Below are 17,231 nucleotides of genomic sequence, written 5' to 3'. Positions count from 1 at the left end.
GATGAGCTTACCGTGTTCTTTGAGTTCCCAATCGAGATCAGAAAAATCATCTATACAACAAACCTTATCGAAAATCTTAATGGAAAAATACGTAAATACACCAAAAACAAGTTGTCTTTCCGTGCAGATCAAGCTGTTATGAAATCTGTATATTTGGCAATCAGAGAAGCAACTAAGAAATGGTCTATGCCAGTAAGAAACTGGGGAATCATACTTAATCAGTTCTTAACTATATATGATAAAAGGGTTCAACTCTAAATATTAATTAAAGTCAAACCCAAGTTATTTTAACTTACACACTTTTCAGGATAGTGTCATTTATTAATTAAGTCGTTCTAGAAAAATAGAAGATGTATTTGAACTTCTCAAATAAACATTGCCTATTTCTTGGGTTCTATTTACGTTAACTGTTATGACGTCATTAGTATTTAAATTTACTATTTCTGTTAACTCAATGCTACCATAATCTGGAGAAGAACTATTCGGTGATATCATTTCACTACTTCTATAAATACCACCTGTAGCGGTACCGTTAATATTCAGTACAGCTTCTACAGCTAGTAATCGTTCGCTGGAATTATTAGAATATCCTACTAAAGATAGGTTTATAATTATCTTATATCTGCCAGCAGCTCCTATTCTAATAGAATTTGCAGAAATAGACGGATTAATTATTTGATAAATTACGGCATTATCATTAAAATAATTAGCTCCGAAAAGCTGAGCGGTTGTAGATCCATTATTCAAATTATTTGATGAAGCACCACTAACTGCATTAGTGAATTTGGCCATACCACCTACAGTACCAAAAATAGGTTCCCATCTATTATTTTTAAAGAAGTAATAACCAACTCCAGTTGTAGTATTTGTATTATAAACAATTGTTCCATCTTCTGTTCCTATAGGTAAAGGAGTTACTGTAGATAAGTCATCGATGCTAACCTTTGGAAAAAGAACACCAGATGTTCCTGTAGAATCTTCAATAGTTAAGGCAGCACCTATACCTGGAGTATCAGTGCCTATTGCCACTTGTGCATTTAAATTACTGTAGACTCCAATTAAAATTATAAAGAGTAGAAAAATATTTTTCATAGTATTTTTAAAAGTTAGTTTTGAATTTATCTTAATTTTTCAATAATAAATGCAGAGTTTCGTTCTGGATGCTCATTTACAGAAACAAGATCTATTCCTTCTAATCCACGGCAAGCAACCGAAATTTTTTCATTTGCATAAATTTCGATTACTTCTGTAAAATACAAAGTCCCATCGTCATCTCTATTACCTCCATTTCGATCCATCTCGGTACTTCTATGTAAACTACCGTCATATCTTATAGTAGGTATTGTGGTTGAATCATCGGTAATCTTCAATCTTCCTTGAATTGCACTCGACCCTGTGTTTTCCTGCTGCTCTAAACTAATAAAAACAGTAATTCGATAACGTCCGTTTTGTTGAATTCTAAGACTATTTACACTTCCAGAAGGATCAGGAATAGGGGTGAATAAGGTCGCGTTATCATTAAAGACGACACCATTCATCAATTCAATGTCAATTTCAGTTGTTGTGTTCAAATCTAAAGTGGAATCTCCATCTACTGATTCATCAAAATCAAACTTGGCTGATATGTTATCGAATAATTGAATAGGTGCCCACACAAAACCATTCCAGTAAAAATATCCTTGACCAGTAAATGTATTTGTATTATAAACCATCATGCCTTCTTCTGTTCCTGAAGGAAGTGGTGCTATAGTGTTTAAATCCACTATATCTGCATCAGGAAGTTTTACACCTTCTGTTCCACTACCATCGTCTACGTGGAGAACAGTTCCTGGAGCTGGATTTGTGGTTCCTATTCCTACTTGAGCATTCATGTTTAACATGGCTAAGAGTATAGTTATGAGTGTTATATAACGTTTCAATATAATGGCTATAAAATTTTAGAACCGCTAAATTAGTTAATAATACTACTTCAAAAACCTTGTTATTAGAAAAGCTCAAATGTTTTCTACCACTAGTTGTTTTTTAAGGACGAAGTGCGGTAAAATTTCTAGTTTTACTATTTTCTTTTAGAATTTTTACAGGCTTAATCTACTTTAACTAACAAGTGTTAGTCTATTCGGTTGCTTTTCGTATTTTCGTAGACATATATAAGTGTTACGCTTTCGCGAAAGCGAGATCACAACCATCTATTAAAAAGAATATGATCTTAGAAAGTTACATCAATGGCCAGTGGCAAGCTGGTGAAGAGAAATCTACACGTAATATGTATGACGCCATTACTGGTGACATCATAGGTCTTACAAGTACTGAAGGTTTAGATATTGCTAGTGCGTTACAATATGGTCGCGATCATGGTAAAGTGTTGAGGGATATGACCTTTCAGCAACGTGGTAATATGATTAAGAAATTAGCACTTTATCTCAATAAAAGAAAAAAGGCGTTTTACGACATTAGTTACAAAACTGGTGCTACACGTGCAGATAGTTGGGTCGATATAGAAGGTGGTTTTGGAAATCTATTTGCAAATGCTAGTTTGAGAAAACTCTTTCCAGATCAGAGTTATGCCGTAGAAGGTGACCCTATTGATTTATCGCGTGGTGGTCGTTTTATGGCACATCACATTCTAGTACCTCGCAAAGGTGTCGCCGTGCATATCAATGCATTTAATTTTCCAGTTTGGGGAATGTTAGAAAAATGTGCTGTAAACTGGATGGCTGGTATGCCAGCAATAGTATTGCCAGCACCACAAACAGCATTTTTAACGGAAGCTGTAGTGCGTGAAATAATAAATTCAGGAATCCTTCCAGAAGGTTCTTTACAACTCTTAAGTGGTCTGACTACAAGTATTTTAGATACGGTAAACTCGCAAGACGTTGTAACCTTTACAGGTAGTGCGCATACAGGTAGAAAATTAAAAGCACATCCACGATTATTAGAAGAATCGGTTCCATTTACAATGGAGGCAGATTCATTAAACTCTTCTGTTTTAGGACCAGATGCTGTTCCTGGAACTCCAGAATTTGACATATTTGTAAAAGAAGTTCGTAAAGAGATGACCTCTAAAGCTGGACAAAAATGTACCGCGATTAGAAGAATTCTTGTCCCAGAAAACTTAATGGAAGACGTGCAAATCGCATTAGGGAAACAACTTTCTAAAACCGTGATAGGAGATCCATTATTGAGAGAAACGCGCATGGGTGCTCTTATTAATAACGATCAAAGAGAAACTACTAAATCACAAATTTTAAAAATTGCTCAAACCGCACAAATGGTTTATGGTAACCTAGATGAGGTGGAGATTTTAGGAGATCGCGCCCAAAAAGGAGCGTTTATGTCACCTATTTTAATGCGAGAAGATCAACCGTTTAAAAATACCGCAGCTCATGAAGTAGAATGTTTTGGTCCTGTGAGTACGTTGATGCCATATAAAAATCTAGATGAGGCGATTGAACTGGCTCATATGGGTAAAGGCTCGTTGGTGAGCAGTGTAGTTACTGGTGATGACGCTTTCGCGAAAGCGTACACCATAAACGCAGCATCGTCACATGGTAGAATATTGACTTTAAATAGAGATAGTGCACCACAATCCACTGGTCACGGATCGCCATTACCACTGTTAGTACATGGTGGACCAGGACGTGCTGGTGGTGGCGAGGAAATGGGTGGACTGCGAGGTATTAAACACTATATGCAGCGTTGTGCTGTTCAAGGAAGTCCAACATCGCTTACCGAAATCACTGGAATATACCAGCCTAATGGAGCTTATAAAAAAGCAGAGAATCATCCATTCTCATACCATTATGAAGATATTAAACCAGGAATGAGCCTAGAAACTCATAAAAGAACATTGACTGATAATGATATCCAGAATTTTGCAAACTTAACTTGGGATCATTTCTATGCACATACAGATATTACCAGTTTAGATGGAAGTATATTTAAGAAACGTACCGCACACGGTTATTTTATAATCAGTGCAGCAGCAGGATTGTTTGTTTATCCTAATAAAGGTCCGGTAAGCGCCAATTATGGTCTGGAAGATATTAGATTCTTGAGACCATTATATCATAATGACACGATTTATGTACGTTTAACTTGTAAAGAAAAACGAGAAAGAGATGTTGCTGGTAGAGAACATCCATCTGGAATTGTAAAATGGTATGTAGAAGTTTTTGATGCAGAGCCAGTTGATTATGAAAATGGTAAGACTGATGAAGAAGCAACAGCACTTGTAGCGGTAGCGACTATTCTTACTATGGTAGAGAAAAAACAAACCGTTTTTCCAGAAATTACGGAAGGTTACATAAAGTCTGCTTTTGCAAAATTAGATGCAAACGCTAAACCTCAATGGGGTACAATGACACCACAGCACATGGTAGAACATCTCGAGATGAGCTATAGAATTGCTAGTGGAAAGATTCAAGATTTTGAGGTTGCAACACCAGATGAATATCTAGAAAAAGTAGCAGCGACTTTGTGGAATTATGATAAAATGCCACAAAATCACAAAATGCCATTAATGAAAGATGGCGAATTAGAAGACTTAAAGCATGAAGACTTAGAAACAGCAAAACATCAACTGCTAGAAGCTAGAAATGAATATCTAGATTTCTATAAAAAGAATCCAAAAGCAACTACTAAGAATGCTGTTTTTGGAGCGCTGAGTAAATATGAGTGGACTTTATTGGAGAGAAAGCATTTGAGTCATCATTTTGAACAGTTTAATATTTCCGCGCAGGCGGAAATCTTTTAGTACCATCGTAATGAATATTAAATTGTACAATCCATAACAGTGAAAACCTACTATGTTTACATAATGTCTAGTAAAAATAATAGAATACTTTATGTAGGTGCAACTGATGATATCAAAAGAAGAACCTTTGAGCATAAGACTAAGAAATATAAAACATCTTTCTCGTCAAAATACAATGTAGATTGGTTAGTTTATTACGAAGTAGTAAAAGGAACTTGGGAAGAAGCGCATAAAAGAGAAAAACAACTAAAAAAATGGAATCGAGCGTGGAAGATGCGATTGATTCAAGAAGTAAACCAGGACTGGCTTGATTTAAGTCAAGGCTGGAACTTAGACATTTATAAAGATTGAGATAATAATTTAAAGATTTCCGCCTGCGCGGAAAATTATACTATGACAGCACCTTACGTAAAAACAACAACAGAAAATCAAATACAAACCATAGAATTCTTTCATCCAGCGCACAACTCGTTGCCTAGTGATATTCTAGCTCAATTAGCACAAGCCATTACTGATGCTGGAAATGATGACGCTACTAAGGTGATCATCTTAAAATCTGGTGGAGAACGTACTTTTTGTGCAGGAGCTAGTTTTAAAGAATTAATTGCTGTAAACGATGCAAAAACAGGAGAGATATTTTTCTCAGGATTTGCAAATGTGATTAATGCCATGCGCAAGTGTCCTAAATTTATACTAGGTCGTGTACAAGGTAAAACCGTTGGTGGTGGAGTTGGTATAGCTAGTGCAACGGACTATTGCTTTGCGACTAAATTTGCCAGTATTAAATTAAGCGAACTCAACATAGGAATTGGGCCATTTGTAGTAGGTCCAGCGGTAGAGCGCAAACTTGGATTGACAGGAATGAGTCAGATTGCTATCAATGCAAACGAATTCTACACACCGCAATGGGCAAAAGACAACGGTCTTTTTGCTGAGGTTTATGATTCTACAGAAGAAATGGATGCAGGAATAAAAGCATTTGCCGAAAATCTATGTACTTATAATCCAGATGCTATGGCAGAAATGAAAAAGATGTTCTGGACTGGTTGTGAAAACTGGGATCAACTTCTTTTTGAAAGAGCAAAAATTTCAGGTAGATTGGTATTGAGTGAATTTACAAAGGAAACGTTGAAGCGCTTTCGCTAGTCTTGAGCTGTGAGTTATGAGTTAATCCTATTAAAATTACAATGAATATTCAAATTAGAATTATGGAATTTGAAAGTAATTATCATTTCAGTTTTGAAAATCTAAAGGTTTATCAAAAAGCTGTTGATTTTGGCGAGACTATTAATCAACTTGTAGATAAGTTTCCTAAAAAGGAAATGTATCGCTTATCCTCACAATTCTGTCGAGCAGCAGATTCAATAGCTGCTAATATATCAGAAGGTTCAGGAAGCACAGATCCTAATTTTAATAGATACCTTAAAATGGCTTGGGACAGCAGTCATGAATGCGTTACTTGGAATACTAAAGCATTTCTGAGAAAGTATATCTCAAAAGAGGAATTTGAAAATAATCGAGCCGTGCTTACTGAAATAGGTAAAATGATTTCTGGACTAAGAAGTAAATTAAAATCAAAATAATTGAACGCTAGGAGCTAACCGCTCATAGCTCAAAACTCATAGCTCTATGATCTACTCTTTCAAATCCCACATTCCAGTAATTCACGAGTCCAGTTTTGTTCATCCACAAGCGACCGTAATTGGTAATGTGATCATAGGCAAGGATTGTTACGTTGGACCTTCAGCTGTAATACGAGGCGATTGGGGCGAGATAATTCTAGAAGATGGCGTTAATGTACAAGAGAATTGCACTGTACACATGTTTCCTGGGAAAAGTATCACGCTTAAAGAAGGCGCGCACGTAGGTCATGGAGCAATTATTCACGGTGCAAATCTAGGTCGCAATTGTATGATAGGTATGAATAGTGTCATAATGGATGACGCTACTATAGGAGACGAAAGCATAGTAGGAGCGATGGCATTTGTAAAAGCCGAAGCTGTTTTTGAACCACGCAGTCTTATCGTAGGGAATCCAGCCAAAAAAATCAAAGAAGTCTCAGATCAAATGATTGCCTGGAAAACCGCTGGCACAAAATTATATAAGCAATTACCAGCAGATTGTCACGAGACGATGAGAGAAGTAAAGCCGCTGCGTGAAATCCCAGAAAACAGACCGATTCAAGAAGATTTTTATAAGACGCTACAAGAGATAAAAAAGGAGTAGTATCTCGTCTGTTTTTTGTGTTATTTGTAGAGATTACATCATTTGCGTATTGCTTTTTTTGATAAATGAAAATTGTGTAATAAATTAGGTGATTGATAATGAGTAGTTTACTTATTTTTAACCAACTTAAATTTATTTTTATGAAAAAACTATTAGCAGAATTTATTGGAACTTTTTGGCTTGTACTAGGTGGATGTGGAAGTGCAGTACTCGCAGCTGGCATTCCAGATATAGGAATAGGACTCGTAGGTGTTTCTTTAGCTTTTGGACTTACCGTATTAACAGGAGCATATGCATTAGGACATATATCTGGTGGACATTTTAATCCTGCTGTATCCATAGGTTTGTTTATGGGCGGTAGATTTGAAGGCAAAGATCTTCTAGGATATATTGTTTCACAGGTATTAGGTGGCGCTGTAGGTGCTGCGGTACTTTATCTTATTATAAGTAGCTCTGCAGATTTTACAGGACTAGGGTCTAATCCAGGTGCGTTTGCTACTAATTTTTATGATGCAAATGTTTACGGTGTAAACTTTGGATTAGTGGGAGCATTAGTTATCGAGGTTGTTATGACTTTTATGTTTTTAATAGTGATTTTAGGAGCGACACATAAAAATGCTTCACCAGGATTTGGAGGTATGGCAATTGGTCTTGCTTTAACTTTAATTCATTTAATAAGCATACCAGTAACTAACACATCAGTTAATCCAGCTCGTAGTACAGCCGTGGCTATTTTTGCAGGCGCAGACGCTATGGGGCAATTATGGTTATTCTGGGTAGCACCTATTGTAGGAGCAGCTCTAGCAGGAGTCGTCTATAAATTTATGGCTCCTAATAATAATTAATATTTAACAAGTCATAAGTTATTTAAAAACCAGAGTCAATCGCTCTGGTTTTTTTTATACTTGATGATTTACAAAAAAGGTTGTTTATTCTGGTTGACGTAATTCTTCTAATTCTTTTTGAAGCTGTATTCGTTCATTTTTAATCGATCTATTTTTCTATTATCCTGATAATTCCAGACAAAATAAGCGATAGTCATACATGCAGCGTACCATATTGCGATGCATAGTACAGTTCCGAAATATCCAAAATCGCTAAGATCTAACGCCGTAACACTCTTTTTTCTATAAACACCGTCAGCAACACTTGTATAAGTAGGTCTTACAAAGCTGATAAAAAGGCCAAACAATAAAACATTAATCCAGTTGCGTCCTATCCAATTTTTGGAGCGTTCTGCTTTTTCAATTTTATATTGATTTGCTAGCAGCGCTTTTTCCTTATAATGAATTTGCATTCTTTCTTCTTTAACAACGTGAAAATAAGTAATGATTTTTTGATTTTGAGAATTCCGCTTTCGCGAAAGCGGAATTACAACAAAATTTATGCAACTAACAAGCGTTAGTTTTCTTATTTTTATACCATGGCAAAGACTATGGATTTTTTGCTCCCAAAAATGGGAGAATCAATAACAGAAGGAACAATACTTAACTGGCTAGTTCAAGAAGGAGAAGCTTTTGAAGAAGGTGATATTCTTGTTGAAGTAGGTACAGATAAGGTAGATAATGAAGTGCCAGCACCAGCGGCAGGGATAATGTCTAAGCATTTATGCGCTAACGGTGATGTGGTAGAAATAGGTAGCGTGATTGCTCAATTTGAAGAGTCAGATGGGTCTGTAAAGACGGTAGCCACTCCAAAATCTGCTGTGTCTAATACGGTAGTTAAGAGTGAATCTTCTGTGAGTAAGCAGCCTAAACCAGTAAAGACAACTTCAAAAACTACTTCTGTTTCTAACTCTTATGTAAATCAAGATCTTTTTGTGAGTCCGCTTATAGATTCTATGGCTCGTAAGAATCATATGTCTTATGAAGAACTAGCTCGCATACCAGCAACTGGTCATGAAGGTAGGTTGCGCAAGAGTGACGTGGTAAATTATATTAATGAAGGAAGACCTTTTCAATTTGCACAAGCAGTAAATAATGAACCAGATCCTACGGCATATCGTATACCACAATTAAAACTGGATAAAGGAACAGGTACCATTATAAAAATGGATCGCATGCGCTCTATGATTGCAGATCATATGGTTTATTCTAAGCATACCAGTCCGCACGTGACTGCTTATGTGGAGGCAGATCTTACAGATTTAGTGAACTGGCGTAATAAAAATAAAGCACCTTTTCAAGAAAAATATGGCGAGCGATTAACTTTTACACCGCTTTTTGTAGATGCGGTAGCGAGAGCAATTAAGGAATATCCTAATATTAATGCTAGTGTAGACGGCAAAAACATAATCGTTAAAGAAAATATCAATGTAGGAATGGCGACCGCATTACCATCAGGTAATTTAATAGTACCTGTGGTAAAAAATGCAGACCAAAAATCTCTGCAAGAAATCGCTGCAGATGTGAATCGCATGGCAAACCTAGCACGTGAAAATAAATTAGGTGGCGACGATATTAAAGGAGGAACATTTACGATATCAAATGTGGGAACATTTGGATCATTAATGGGAACACCTATTATCAATCAGCCAGAGGTAGCTATTCTAGCCACAGGAATCATTAAAAAACGTGCTGAGGTCATGACCAAAGATGGCGTAGACAGTATTGAGATAAGAAGTATGATGATGTTATCATTATCATTTGACCATAGAGTAGTAGATGGATTTTTAGGAGGTAGCTTTTTAAAGCAAGTAGCTTTGAATCTAGAGGCTGCTCCTGATAAAGATTATTAATGAAATTGATTTTCCGCGCTCGACGCGGAAACTGCTAGTTTTATCTAATGGCCAGTTACGAGCACAAATATTATGTCTATTTACTTTCTAATAAGAAAGATGGTGTTTTGTACCTTGGAATGACAGATGATGTGAAGCATAGAACTGGACAACATAAAGAAGAAAGGTATAAGAAAGCGTTCTCAAAACGATACCAGACTAAAAAACTGGTCTATTTTGAAGAATTTCAATGGGTTCAAGAGGCACAAGCAAGAGAGAAGAAGCTGAAGAAGTGGAAGCGGCAATGGAAAATAGACCTTATTGAAAAGGATAATCCAGAATGGCTAGATCTTGCAGAGGCTTGGTGGGATGATGAGAATTATTAATTAGTATGGAGTAAGTATAATCAGATTCCGCATCAAGTGCGGAAATTCAAGATATTATGAAAATAAGTAAAGAAATTTTAGAATTCGGATATAAAAACCTAACCACTGCCAAAGCAATGGCAGAGCTCTACGAAGAGAACTTTAAAACAGTTTCTAAGTATGTGCATGCCACCAGTCGTGGTCATGAGGTGATTCAGACTGCGCTAGGAATGCAGTTGTTACCACAAGATTATGCTTTTCCATATTACCGTGATGACGCGATGTTACTTTCTATAGGGATGAAACCTTATGACTTAATGTTGCAGTTGCTGGCTAAAAAAGATGACCCATTTTCTGGTGGTCGTACTTATTATTCACATCCGTCTTTGAATGATATCGATAAGCCCAAAATCCCACATCAATCTAGTGCTACAGGAATGCAGGCTATTCCTGCTACTGGTGTGGCGTTAGGATTTCATTATCGCGAGAGTTTAACTGACCAGCAACGAGCAGCTGTGGACGCAAGTTCTGACTCTAGTGTAACTTCAGATTCTGTTGTTGTTTGTTCTCTAGGTGACGCATCAGTAACAGAAGGAGAGATTGCTGAGGCTTTTCAAATGGCGGCTTTGAAACAGTTGCCTATTCTTTATTTAGTACAAGATAACGGTTGGGATATCAGTGCAAACGCTGCTGAAACTCGTGCACAAAATGCTGCCGAATATGCTGCGGGATTCCACGGTATAGAAGCTATTTCTATCGATGGGACTGATTTTCAAGAAAGTTACAACACCTTAAACGAGGTGATTGAAAAAATAAGAACAGAACGTAGACCGTTTCTGGTTCACGCTACAGTGCCGTTATTAAATCACCACACGAGTGGTGTAAGAATGGAATTTTATCGCGATGATTTGGAAGAGGCGAGAAGCCGTGATCCATATCCGCGTATGAGACAGTTACTTCTCGATAATGGATTTAGTGAGCAGGATTTAGATGGTTATGACGCTTTCGCGAAAGCGGAATCTGAAAAATCTCTTGATCAAGCAATGAAAATGCCCGATCCTGAGCCAGCAGATTTATTCACACATGACTTTGCACCAACGCCAATAACGGAAGAAAAAGGAGAGCGCTCTCCATTAGGTGCGGAGAAAGTCGTGATGGTAGATTGTGCTCTATTTGCCATTGAAGAATTGATGAAAAAACATCCAGAATGCTTGTTATATGGGCAAGATGTAGGTGGTAGATTAGGTGGTGTTTTTAGAGAAGCAGCAACGCTAGCGCAAAAATTTGGCGATAATAGAGTTTTCAACACGCCTATTCAAGAAGCATTTATAGTAGGTAGTACCGTAGGAATGAGTGCCGCAGGTTTAAAACCGATTGTAGAAGTGCAATTTGCAGATTATATCTGGCCTGGATTGAACCAGTTATTTACAGAGGTTTCTCGATCTAATTACTTAAGTAATGGTAAATGGCCAGTGTCAATGATATTGAGAGTACCTATAGGTGCTTACGGTTCTGGTGGTCCTTACCATTCTAGTTCTATGGAAAGTGTGGTTTCTAACATAAGAGGTCTTAAAATCGCCTATCCATCAAATGGTGCCGATTTAAAAGGATTGATGAAAGCTGCTTATTATGATCCTAATCCGGTGGTGATTTTTGAACATAAAGGCTTGTACTGGTCTAAAGTAAAAGGAACTAAAGGCGCTACAAGTGTAGAACCTAGTGAGGACTATGTGTTGCCGTTTGGAAAAGCATGGGTGCTTCAAGAAATCTGGAAAAAAGAGGAAGAAGAAACCTTGAGTATTATTACTTACGGAATGGGTGTGCACTGGGCAATGAATGCTACAGAAGAACTTGGTTTACAGGATAGAGTAGAAGTAGTGGATTTAAGAACGCTGCATCCACTAGATTATGAAACGGTTTTTGCGAGTGTGAAGAAATGTGGTAAATGCCTGGTAGTTACTGAAGAACCTAGTGAGAATAGTTTCTCACGTGCCTTACAAGGTCGCATTCAAGAAGAATGTTTCAAATACATCGACGCTCCGGTAATGGTCATAGGATCTGAAAATATGCCAGCGATTCCATTAAATTCTGTTCTTGAGGAAACGATGATTCCTAGTACAGAGAAAGTAAAAACTAAGATTGAGGAAATTCTTAATTATTAATCATGTTGATTAAGTTTCCATTGATGAACATATCTTTTGAAAGCTGGACAGAAGGTTTTGCTGAATACGACACGGTTTTTCTGTCTGATCTAGAAGTTTGCTATTCAAAAAGAGAGCAACTCATTAATCAGAAATATGTAGATGGTAATGGTCATGTTTATGAAATAATTGATCATTACTTCAACGAGTCTAGTTGGAAAAAAATATTTAAAAATACTCTTTGCATTTATAAAGGAGAATTGATTTTGAAAAGAGACGTTGACAACTTAAACTTCGTAGAATTTAAAGAATCTATTAAAGTCAAAATAATGAAGTCTTTTGGCTTTAAACCAAATGATGAAAATTTTATAGAAATATGTAAGAGTATCGATTTCACTCGAAACTATAGTGATATTATTAAAATAGCCTGTGGCGGCAATCCCTAAATTATTAAAATGAAAGTACAAATAGAAAGAAAAAACACAGAATACCTACTTGAAGCAACAGGTGTTTCTGGTAATACGGTTATGATAGACCATAGCGGCATGGAAACCGTTCGAGGAGTAAGTCCTATGGAGTTACTTCTTATGGGTGTAGGTTCTTGTAGTGCGATAGATATTATTGCCATTCTTAAAAAGCAACGCCAAGACATTACGAGTTATAAAGTAGAGGTCACTGGAGAGCGTTATGAGTTAGATGATTCTAAGCCATTTAAATCTATGCATGTGATTGTGTTACTAGAAGGCGATATCAATCCAGATAAAGCTCAAAAAGCAGCAGATTTGAGTTTTGAGAAATACTGCTCAGTTTCAAAGAGTTTTGATAAGTGTGTGGAGATCACATATGAGGTTAAAGTGAATTAATAAATTCATTAAATTTTATCATTTTTAAGTTTGTTAATTCTTTGATTATCACTTGTTGCAAATGGTATATTTGTCATTGATTTTCAATACCATTACATGCGCTATATTTTTCTAATATTATGCTCTGCTTTATTGCTTATATCTTGTAAAGAAGATGTGAAAAATGAGGGTAGAAACTATTCTTTTTACCACTGGAGTACAAATTTTAAACCTACTGATAAAACGGACCAGCTCATTAAACATGGCGGAACTTTTAAAGAATATGTGCGTTTCTTTGATCTTGTTATAGACCAAAATGTAGATAAAGTTTATCCTGTTGCAACAGTTCAGTTTGAAGAAAACACACGTTTTCTCGCTACTGAAATTGTACCTGTTATCTATATACGTAACGAGGTGTTTTTACATAAAGATGGTAATGGGAATAATATTCAAAAACTAGCTTTAAACACGGCCGATAAAATAAAAAGAATCCAGAACAAGCATCTTACTGGTCAAGTTGCAGTAAGAGAAATACAAATAGATTGCGACTGGACAGATAGCACAAGAGATAGTTTTTTCATGTTCTTAAAATCCCTTAAAAATCAAATGCCTGGTTACAGCATCAGTTCTACGTTGAGGTTGCACCAGGTAAAATATAAAGACCGTACTGGTGTGCCGCCAGTAGATAAAGTTGTTTTGATGGCTTATAATGTTGGTAATTTGGGCAGTGTAGAGGAGACTAATTCTATTTTAAGCAACGAGATTACTGCTCAATATTTAGAAGAGTTAGATGAATACCCATTACCGTTTGATGTTGCGCTTCCTCTTTTTGAGTGGGGTGTTTTATACAGAGATGGAAAACTCAAAGGTCTTTTAAGAGATCTTACTCCTGGTTTGTTAGAGTCCGCTTTCGCGAAAGCGGAAAAAGAAAACAGCTATACGGCAACATCAGACTCGTACGTCAATGGCATCTTTATTTATAAAGGAGATCATGTAAGAGTAGAAACTATAACCAAAGATAAACTGGAAGAGCTGGCTGCTATGATTAAGGAAGCTGCGCCGTCTAATAGAGATTATCAAACTATATATTACCATATCAATACTTCATTAACTTCAAAATTCTCTTATGATGACCTTTCGTCTTTTGCTAAGTAAATTATGGTTACTGGTGTTGCCGGTGGTTGCTTTTGGGAATACAGTTAATAATACCAATGGAGCTTTTTGCGGTTGGGATCCTGCATGGGAAGACAATTATTATCCTATTGTAGATCAATTCTCTCTAGTAAGTCCAGATTTTCATGCGTTTTTAAATTGTCCAGACTCACCATTTTGTTCTATCCAAGAAGAGGATCAAAAGTCACAAAACATAGCAGAATGGACAGCGTACTACAAAGGCGTTTTTACAGAAAAAGAGCTTATAGATATAATTTATAAACGACCTGTAGGGTGGTTTCTAGATCAAGAAGGGTTTGAATCTTATAACGATGAGGTAGGCGATAAATTAAATAAACCAGAAAACCTATTTTTCAAGAAATACCTCGCGCTAGCTAAAATATCTCAACATGCTTCTAGTGATAAATCAAATGGTAATGGCTGGTATCAAGGAGAGACTGATTATTATGGTGGTGATGCTGGAAAGATAGATAAAAGAGAATTACTTTCTAAGGCACTAGAGCTGGTCGCTACCGCACCAGATGATTTTATGCGTAATCGTGCCGGTTTTCAAGCGGTAAAACTGTCTCATTATTTACAAGAAAATGAGATAGCTATAAGATATTTTAATACCATACTTAAAAAGTCTTCAACAGGTAATTACATGTATTACCGCGCGATGGAAGAAATGGCTGGCGCAGCTTTTAATATCAATAATCAGGTTCTTGCAGCAGTTTCTTATCTAGAGGTTTATGATCAATTACCAGATAGAAGATATACCGCAGGTGTGAGCCTGAGATTTTTAAATTGGAATCTTTTAGAAAATAGTTACGATTTTAAAAAGCTTAATGAGAATAACGATGTGAAGAGTTTTTTCAAAGCATTTCATGGTCGTGGTAATGTGTTGAGAGAAATGGAGAACATCTCTAGAGAGAATGTGAACTCTCCCTATCTGGATGTACTAGCAGTAAGATGGCTGGACCAGATGCAGTCAGAGGTTTTTGAGCATACTTCTAACTATTATTATGGTGATGATGAAGATTCTGCAGGCTCTAATGCTGCAGCTTTGGGTTTCTTTAGTAAGGATTTGTTGAAAAATAAAAACCTTAAGAATAAAGATTTATGGACGTTGATACTTGCCACTACTCAACTTTATAATCAAGAAAATAATAAAGCACTAGCCACTTTAGAAAATCATAAACCAGCAGTTGGGTTTAAAAAACATTTTAAGAGACTTAAAACAGCTATTTCATTTATGGCCATTAAGTCACTAGATAGACAGGCTATTAAACGCAGTTATGAAACTATAGCTAGCGATGTAGATTTGCATACTCACAAGCCTACAGTTGCAGCATTTTTTAATCATATAAGCGCTTTATATAATGAAGCTGATAATCCTATAGCTAGTATTCTTACTTCTATAAATTATGACTCTTATGCTAATGATACAAAGTACGATTGGGCAGGAGTAGGGACGACGCACGCTTATAGTTGGGAATACGATTCAAAATATCATTATTTAAGAGATGATTATATTAATAATTTTGACCTTTTTATAAGTCGTTCTAACCCTACAGCTTTTGAAAAAACAATTTTAAAAAGAATGAAAGCGGCGCCTAAGGATTATGTTCATGATTTAAGAGGTACTTATTACATGAGAAAGGATTTACTAGAACATGCTGTAATTGAGTTTAAACAAGTAAAAAGCCCTGAGGTGTTTTGGGAAAAAGGTTTGCGTACAGAAATATTCTCAGCATCTATTAAAGAATATATGAATGTTCCATTTATCTCTATGTCTAACGGTTTTCATGAAGATTATAGTGCTGTTTTAGGAGAGAACGCTGTAATAGAAAGGGAAGATCTAGAACGTGAAAATTATAAGGATAATAAGATAAAGCTAGCAGAAACTTTAATTAAATTAAAGCAGCTAGCACAAACACAGCCTAGTAAAACTGCCGATTATTATTACATGATAGGTAATGCCTGGTACAACATGAGTTATAAAGGCTGGTTTATGAATGACAGTTACTATATAGGTAATAATAACCGTAATGAACTGGCAGGATCTAGCTATGGAGATGATGACAGTGACGAGAGTAAAATAGATGATAGTTTTATCATGTATCAAGCAAATGATTATTTCTTAAAAGGACTACGAGCAGAAAGCGGTTCTAGAGAGACTAAGGCTGCTATCTTATTTATGCTAGCCAAAACAAACAGCTGTGAAGACGGTCGCTATGACTATGATACAAATACGTACACCTTTAATATTTGTGGACAGCACAAAGATTATTTTAATCAATTGAATAATGAATATTCCGATACGGAGTATTATCGAGAGGTCTTAAAAGAATGTTCTTGGTTTAAGAATTATGTGAATTAAAATTAAAACCCCATTTCAACTCAATGAAATGGGGTTTTCAATATGTGCTTAATTGTATCTTCTTAATTGTTAGGCATCGGTGGATACTGCGTTAAGATCTCTTTTACGATCTCGTTAGTACGTTCTACCTTTTCTTCTGGTGTAGATTTAAGAGGTGCTTTTCCTACACCTTGCCAGATAAGTTCTTTCTTTTTTGCATCGATTAAATCAATGTATAGAATACCTTCTGTTGTTCTATTAACGCTATTCCTGTTATTACCCCAGAAGCCGCCGCCCCAGCCCCAACCGTAACCAAAGCCCCAGCCCCAGTTATTGTTGTAAACGTCTACACGTTCTTTTGAGTCGGTAAAAATGCTTACCATTATATCAGGGTTTTCAGACTTTACAAAACCTTTAGCTGCCATTTCTGTATCGATAGCTCTGAGAATACGTTTCTTATCCAGCTCAGAGATCTTAGCCTCGTCTATTCCTTTTTTAAAGAAAGCATAGGTCTTGTAGTTATTGAATTCGGTTCCTATAGCATAGTCTTGAGAAACACGTACCGTTTGACAGCTTACTAATAATGTAATTACTGCGAGAAGAGTTAATACTTTTTTCATTGCTTTTGTTTTTTTTGCTTTCGCGAAAGCGGAACCTAAAACCACCTTCTTAAA

At 36.3% G+C, this 17,231-nt stretch carries 18 protein-coding genes; 14 read left to right on the top strand and 4 right to left on the bottom strand.

Annotated elements, in window-relative coordinates; all coding sequences use genetic code 11:
* Positions 1-258: transposase (locus LY01_RS09520; RefSeq protein ID WP_146080410.1), on the top strand; the 258-nt coding region annotated here is incomplete at its 5' end.
* A gap of 63 nt (positions 259-321) precedes the next feature.
* On the opposite strand, the gene LY01_RS09515 is transcribed toward LY01_RS09520, so the two are convergent.
* Entirely contained in the window at positions 322-1,092 is a 771-nt protein-coding gene (locus LY01_RS09515; protein WP_104515598.1) for a hypothetical protein, read from the bottom strand.
* Between the two features lie 26 nt (positions 1,093-1,118).
* Positions 1,119-1,880 (bottom strand): hypothetical protein, encoded by a 762-nt coding sequence (locus LY01_RS09510; protein ID WP_146080409.1) that lies wholly within the window; start codon positions 1,878-1,880, stop codon positions 1,119-1,121.
* Positions 1,881-2,200: 320 nt separating this feature from the next.
* On the opposite strand from LY01_RS09510, the gene paaZ reads away from it, so the two are divergent.
* The 6 genes from paaZ (at position 2,201) to aqpZ (ending at position 7,824) form a co-directional block, all read left to right on the top strand.
* Complete coding sequence (gene paaZ / locus LY01_RS09505; RefSeq protein ID WP_104515596.1) at positions 2,201-4,753, top strand: phenylacetic acid degradation bifunctional protein PaaZ; 2,553 nt, start codon at positions 2,201-2,203, stop codon at positions 4,751-4,753.
* A 39-nt stretch (positions 4,754-4,792) separates the two neighbouring features.
* A complete protein-coding gene (locus tag LY01_RS09500; protein ID WP_262497514.1) occupies positions 4,793-5,104 on the top strand; it encodes a GIY-YIG nuclease family protein in 312 nt (103 codons plus the stop codon).
* Between the two features lie 42 nt (positions 5,105-5,146).
* Complete coding sequence (locus tag LY01_RS09495) at positions 5,147-5,899, top strand: enoyl-CoA hydratase/isomerase family protein (RefSeq protein WP_104515594.1); 753 nt, start codon at positions 5,147-5,149, stop codon at positions 5,897-5,899.
* 41 nt (positions 5,900-5,940) lie between these two features.
* Positions 5,941-6,336 (top strand): four helix bundle protein, encoded by a 396-nt coding sequence (locus LY01_RS09490; RefSeq protein WP_245890680.1) that lies wholly within the window; start codon positions 5,941-5,943, stop codon positions 6,334-6,336.
* A 46-nt stretch (positions 6,337-6,382) separates the two neighbouring features.
* Positions 6,383-6,979 carry an acyltransferase gene (locus tag LY01_RS09485; RefSeq protein WP_104515593.1) on the top strand — a complete coding sequence of 199 codons (597 nt, stop codon included), beginning with the start codon at positions 6,383-6,385 and terminating at the stop codon, positions 6,977-6,979.
* 140 nt (positions 6,980-7,119) lie between these two features.
* Positions 7,120-7,824 carry an aquaporin Z gene (aqpZ, locus tag LY01_RS09480; RefSeq protein WP_104515626.1) on the top strand — a complete coding sequence of 235 codons (705 nt, stop codon included), beginning with the start codon at positions 7,120-7,122 and terminating at the stop codon, positions 7,822-7,824.
* Positions 7,825-7,931: 107 nt separating this feature from the next.
* Here aqpZ and LY01_RS09475 read toward each other — a convergent pair whose 3' ends face one another.
* Positions 7,932-8,276 (bottom strand): hypothetical protein, encoded by a 345-nt coding sequence (locus LY01_RS09475; RefSeq protein ID WP_104515592.1) that lies wholly within the window; start codon positions 8,274-8,276, stop codon positions 7,932-7,934.
* Positions 8,277-8,402: 126 nt separating this feature from the next.
* On the opposite strand from LY01_RS09475, the gene LY01_RS09470 reads away from it, so the two are divergent.
* From LY01_RS09470 to LY01_RS09440, 7 genes are all read left to right on the top strand, one after another.
* Positions 8,403-9,716, top strand: a complete 1,314-nt coding sequence (locus LY01_RS09470; RefSeq protein WP_104515591.1) for a dihydrolipoamide acetyltransferase family protein — start codon at positions 8,403-8,405, stop codon at positions 9,714-9,716.
* A 47-nt stretch (positions 9,717-9,763) separates the two neighbouring features.
* Positions 9,764-10,081, top strand: coding sequence for a GIY-YIG nuclease family protein (locus LY01_RS09465; protein WP_104515590.1), 318 nt, complete (start codon positions 9,764-9,766; stop codon positions 10,079-10,081).
* 56 nt (positions 10,082-10,137) lie between these two features.
* A complete protein-coding gene (locus tag LY01_RS09460; protein ID WP_104515589.1) occupies positions 10,138-12,222 on the top strand; it encodes an alpha-ketoacid dehydrogenase subunit alpha/beta in 2,085 nt (694 codons plus the stop codon).
* A 23-nt stretch (positions 12,223-12,245) separates the two neighbouring features.
* Entirely contained in the window at positions 12,246-12,647 is a 402-nt protein-coding gene (locus tag LY01_RS09455; RefSeq protein WP_146080408.1) for a hypothetical protein, read from the top strand.
* A 9-nt stretch (positions 12,648-12,656) separates the two neighbouring features.
* Complete coding sequence (locus tag LY01_RS09450; protein ID WP_104515587.1) at positions 12,657-13,064, top strand: OsmC family protein; 408 nt, start codon at positions 12,657-12,659, stop codon at positions 13,062-13,064.
* 96 nt (positions 13,065-13,160) lie between these two features.
* On the top strand, positions 13,161-14,198 hold the full coding sequence (locus tag LY01_RS09445; RefSeq protein ID WP_104515586.1) for a hypothetical protein: 1,038 nt from the start codon (positions 13,161-13,163) through the stop codon (positions 14,196-14,198).
* Positions 14,170-16,578, top strand: coding sequence for a hypothetical protein (locus LY01_RS09440; RefSeq protein ID WP_146080407.1), 2,409 nt, complete (start codon positions 14,170-14,172; stop codon positions 16,576-16,578). The genes LY01_RS09445 and LY01_RS09440 overlap by 29 nt, the downstream gene beginning before the upstream one ends.
* 62 nt (positions 16,579-16,640) lie before the next feature.
* On the opposite strand, the gene LY01_RS09435 is transcribed toward LY01_RS09440, so the two are convergent.
* Complete coding sequence (locus tag LY01_RS09435; RefSeq protein WP_104515625.1) at positions 16,641-17,177, bottom strand: DUF4136 domain-containing protein; 537 nt, start codon at positions 17,175-17,177, stop codon at positions 16,641-16,643.
* Positions 17,178-17,231: the final 54 nt, after the last annotated feature.

This window comes from Nonlabens xylanidelens (assembly GCF_002934445.1).
Lineage (GTDB): Bacteria > Bacteroidota > Bacteroidia > Flavobacteriales > Flavobacteriaceae > Nonlabens > Nonlabens xylanidelens.
Note: the sequence above shows the minus strand (reverse complement) of the source record. Positions and strands in the feature narration are given on the sequence as shown.

What these genes read in the sequence shown, in the direction of transcription:
- LY01_RS09450 (WP_104515587.1), top strand. Translation starts at nt 12,657, where the DNA reads ATGAAAGTACAAATAGAAAGAAAAAACACAGAATACCTACTTGAAGCA.
- LY01_RS09475 (WP_104515592.1), bottom strand. Translation starts at nt 8,276, where the DNA reads ATGCAAATTCATTATAAGGAAAAAGCGCTGCTAGCAAATCAATATAAA.
- LY01_RS09510 (WP_146080409.1), bottom strand. Translation starts at nt 1,880, where the DNA reads ATGTTAAACATGAATGCTCAAGTAGGAATAGGAACCACAAATCCAGCT.
- LY01_RS09485 (WP_104515593.1), top strand. Translation starts at nt 6,383, where the DNA reads ATGATCTACTCTTTCAAATCCCACATTCCAGTAATTCACGAGTCCAGT.
- LY01_RS09495 (WP_104515594.1), top strand. Translation starts at nt 5,147, where the DNA reads ATGACAGCACCTTACGTAAAAACAACAACAGAAAATCAAATACAAACC.
- LY01_RS09445 (WP_104515586.1), top strand. Translation starts at nt 13,161, where the DNA reads ATGCGCTATATTTTTCTAATATTATGCTCTGCTTTATTGCTTATATCT.
- LY01_RS09515 (WP_104515598.1), bottom strand. Translation starts at nt 1,092, where the DNA reads ATGAAAAATATTTTTCTACTCTTTATAATTTTAATTGGAGTCTACAGT.
- aqpZ (WP_104515626.1), top strand. Translation starts at nt 7,120, where the DNA reads ATGAAAAAACTATTAGCAGAATTTATTGGAACTTTTTGGCTTGTACTA.
- LY01_RS09440 (WP_146080407.1), top strand. Translation starts at nt 14,170, where the DNA reads ATGATGACCTTTCGTCTTTTGCTAAGTAAATTATGGTTACTGGTGTTG.
- LY01_RS09465 (WP_104515590.1), top strand. Translation starts at nt 9,764, where the DNA reads ATGGCCAGTTACGAGCACAAATATTATGTCTATTTACTTTCTAATAAG.
- LY01_RS09490 (WP_245890680.1), top strand. Translation starts at nt 5,941, where the DNA reads ATGAATATTCAAATTAGAATTATGGAATTTGAAAGTAATTATCATTTC.
- paaZ (WP_104515596.1), top strand. Translation starts at nt 2,201, where the DNA reads ATGATCTTAGAAAGTTACATCAATGGCCAGTGGCAAGCTGGTGAAGAG.
- LY01_RS09435 (WP_104515625.1), bottom strand. Translation starts at nt 17,177, where the DNA reads ATGAAAAAAGTATTAACTCTTCTCGCAGTAATTACATTATTAGTAAGC.
- LY01_RS09460 (WP_104515589.1), top strand. Translation starts at nt 10,138, where the DNA reads ATGAAAATAAGTAAAGAAATTTTAGAATTCGGATATAAAAACCTAACC.
- LY01_RS09455 (WP_146080408.1), top strand. Translation starts at nt 12,246, where the DNA reads ATGAACATATCTTTTGAAAGCTGGACAGAAGGTTTTGCTGAATACGAC.
- LY01_RS09470 (WP_104515591.1), top strand. Translation starts at nt 8,403, where the DNA reads ATGGCAAAGACTATGGATTTTTTGCTCCCAAAAATGGGAGAATCAATA.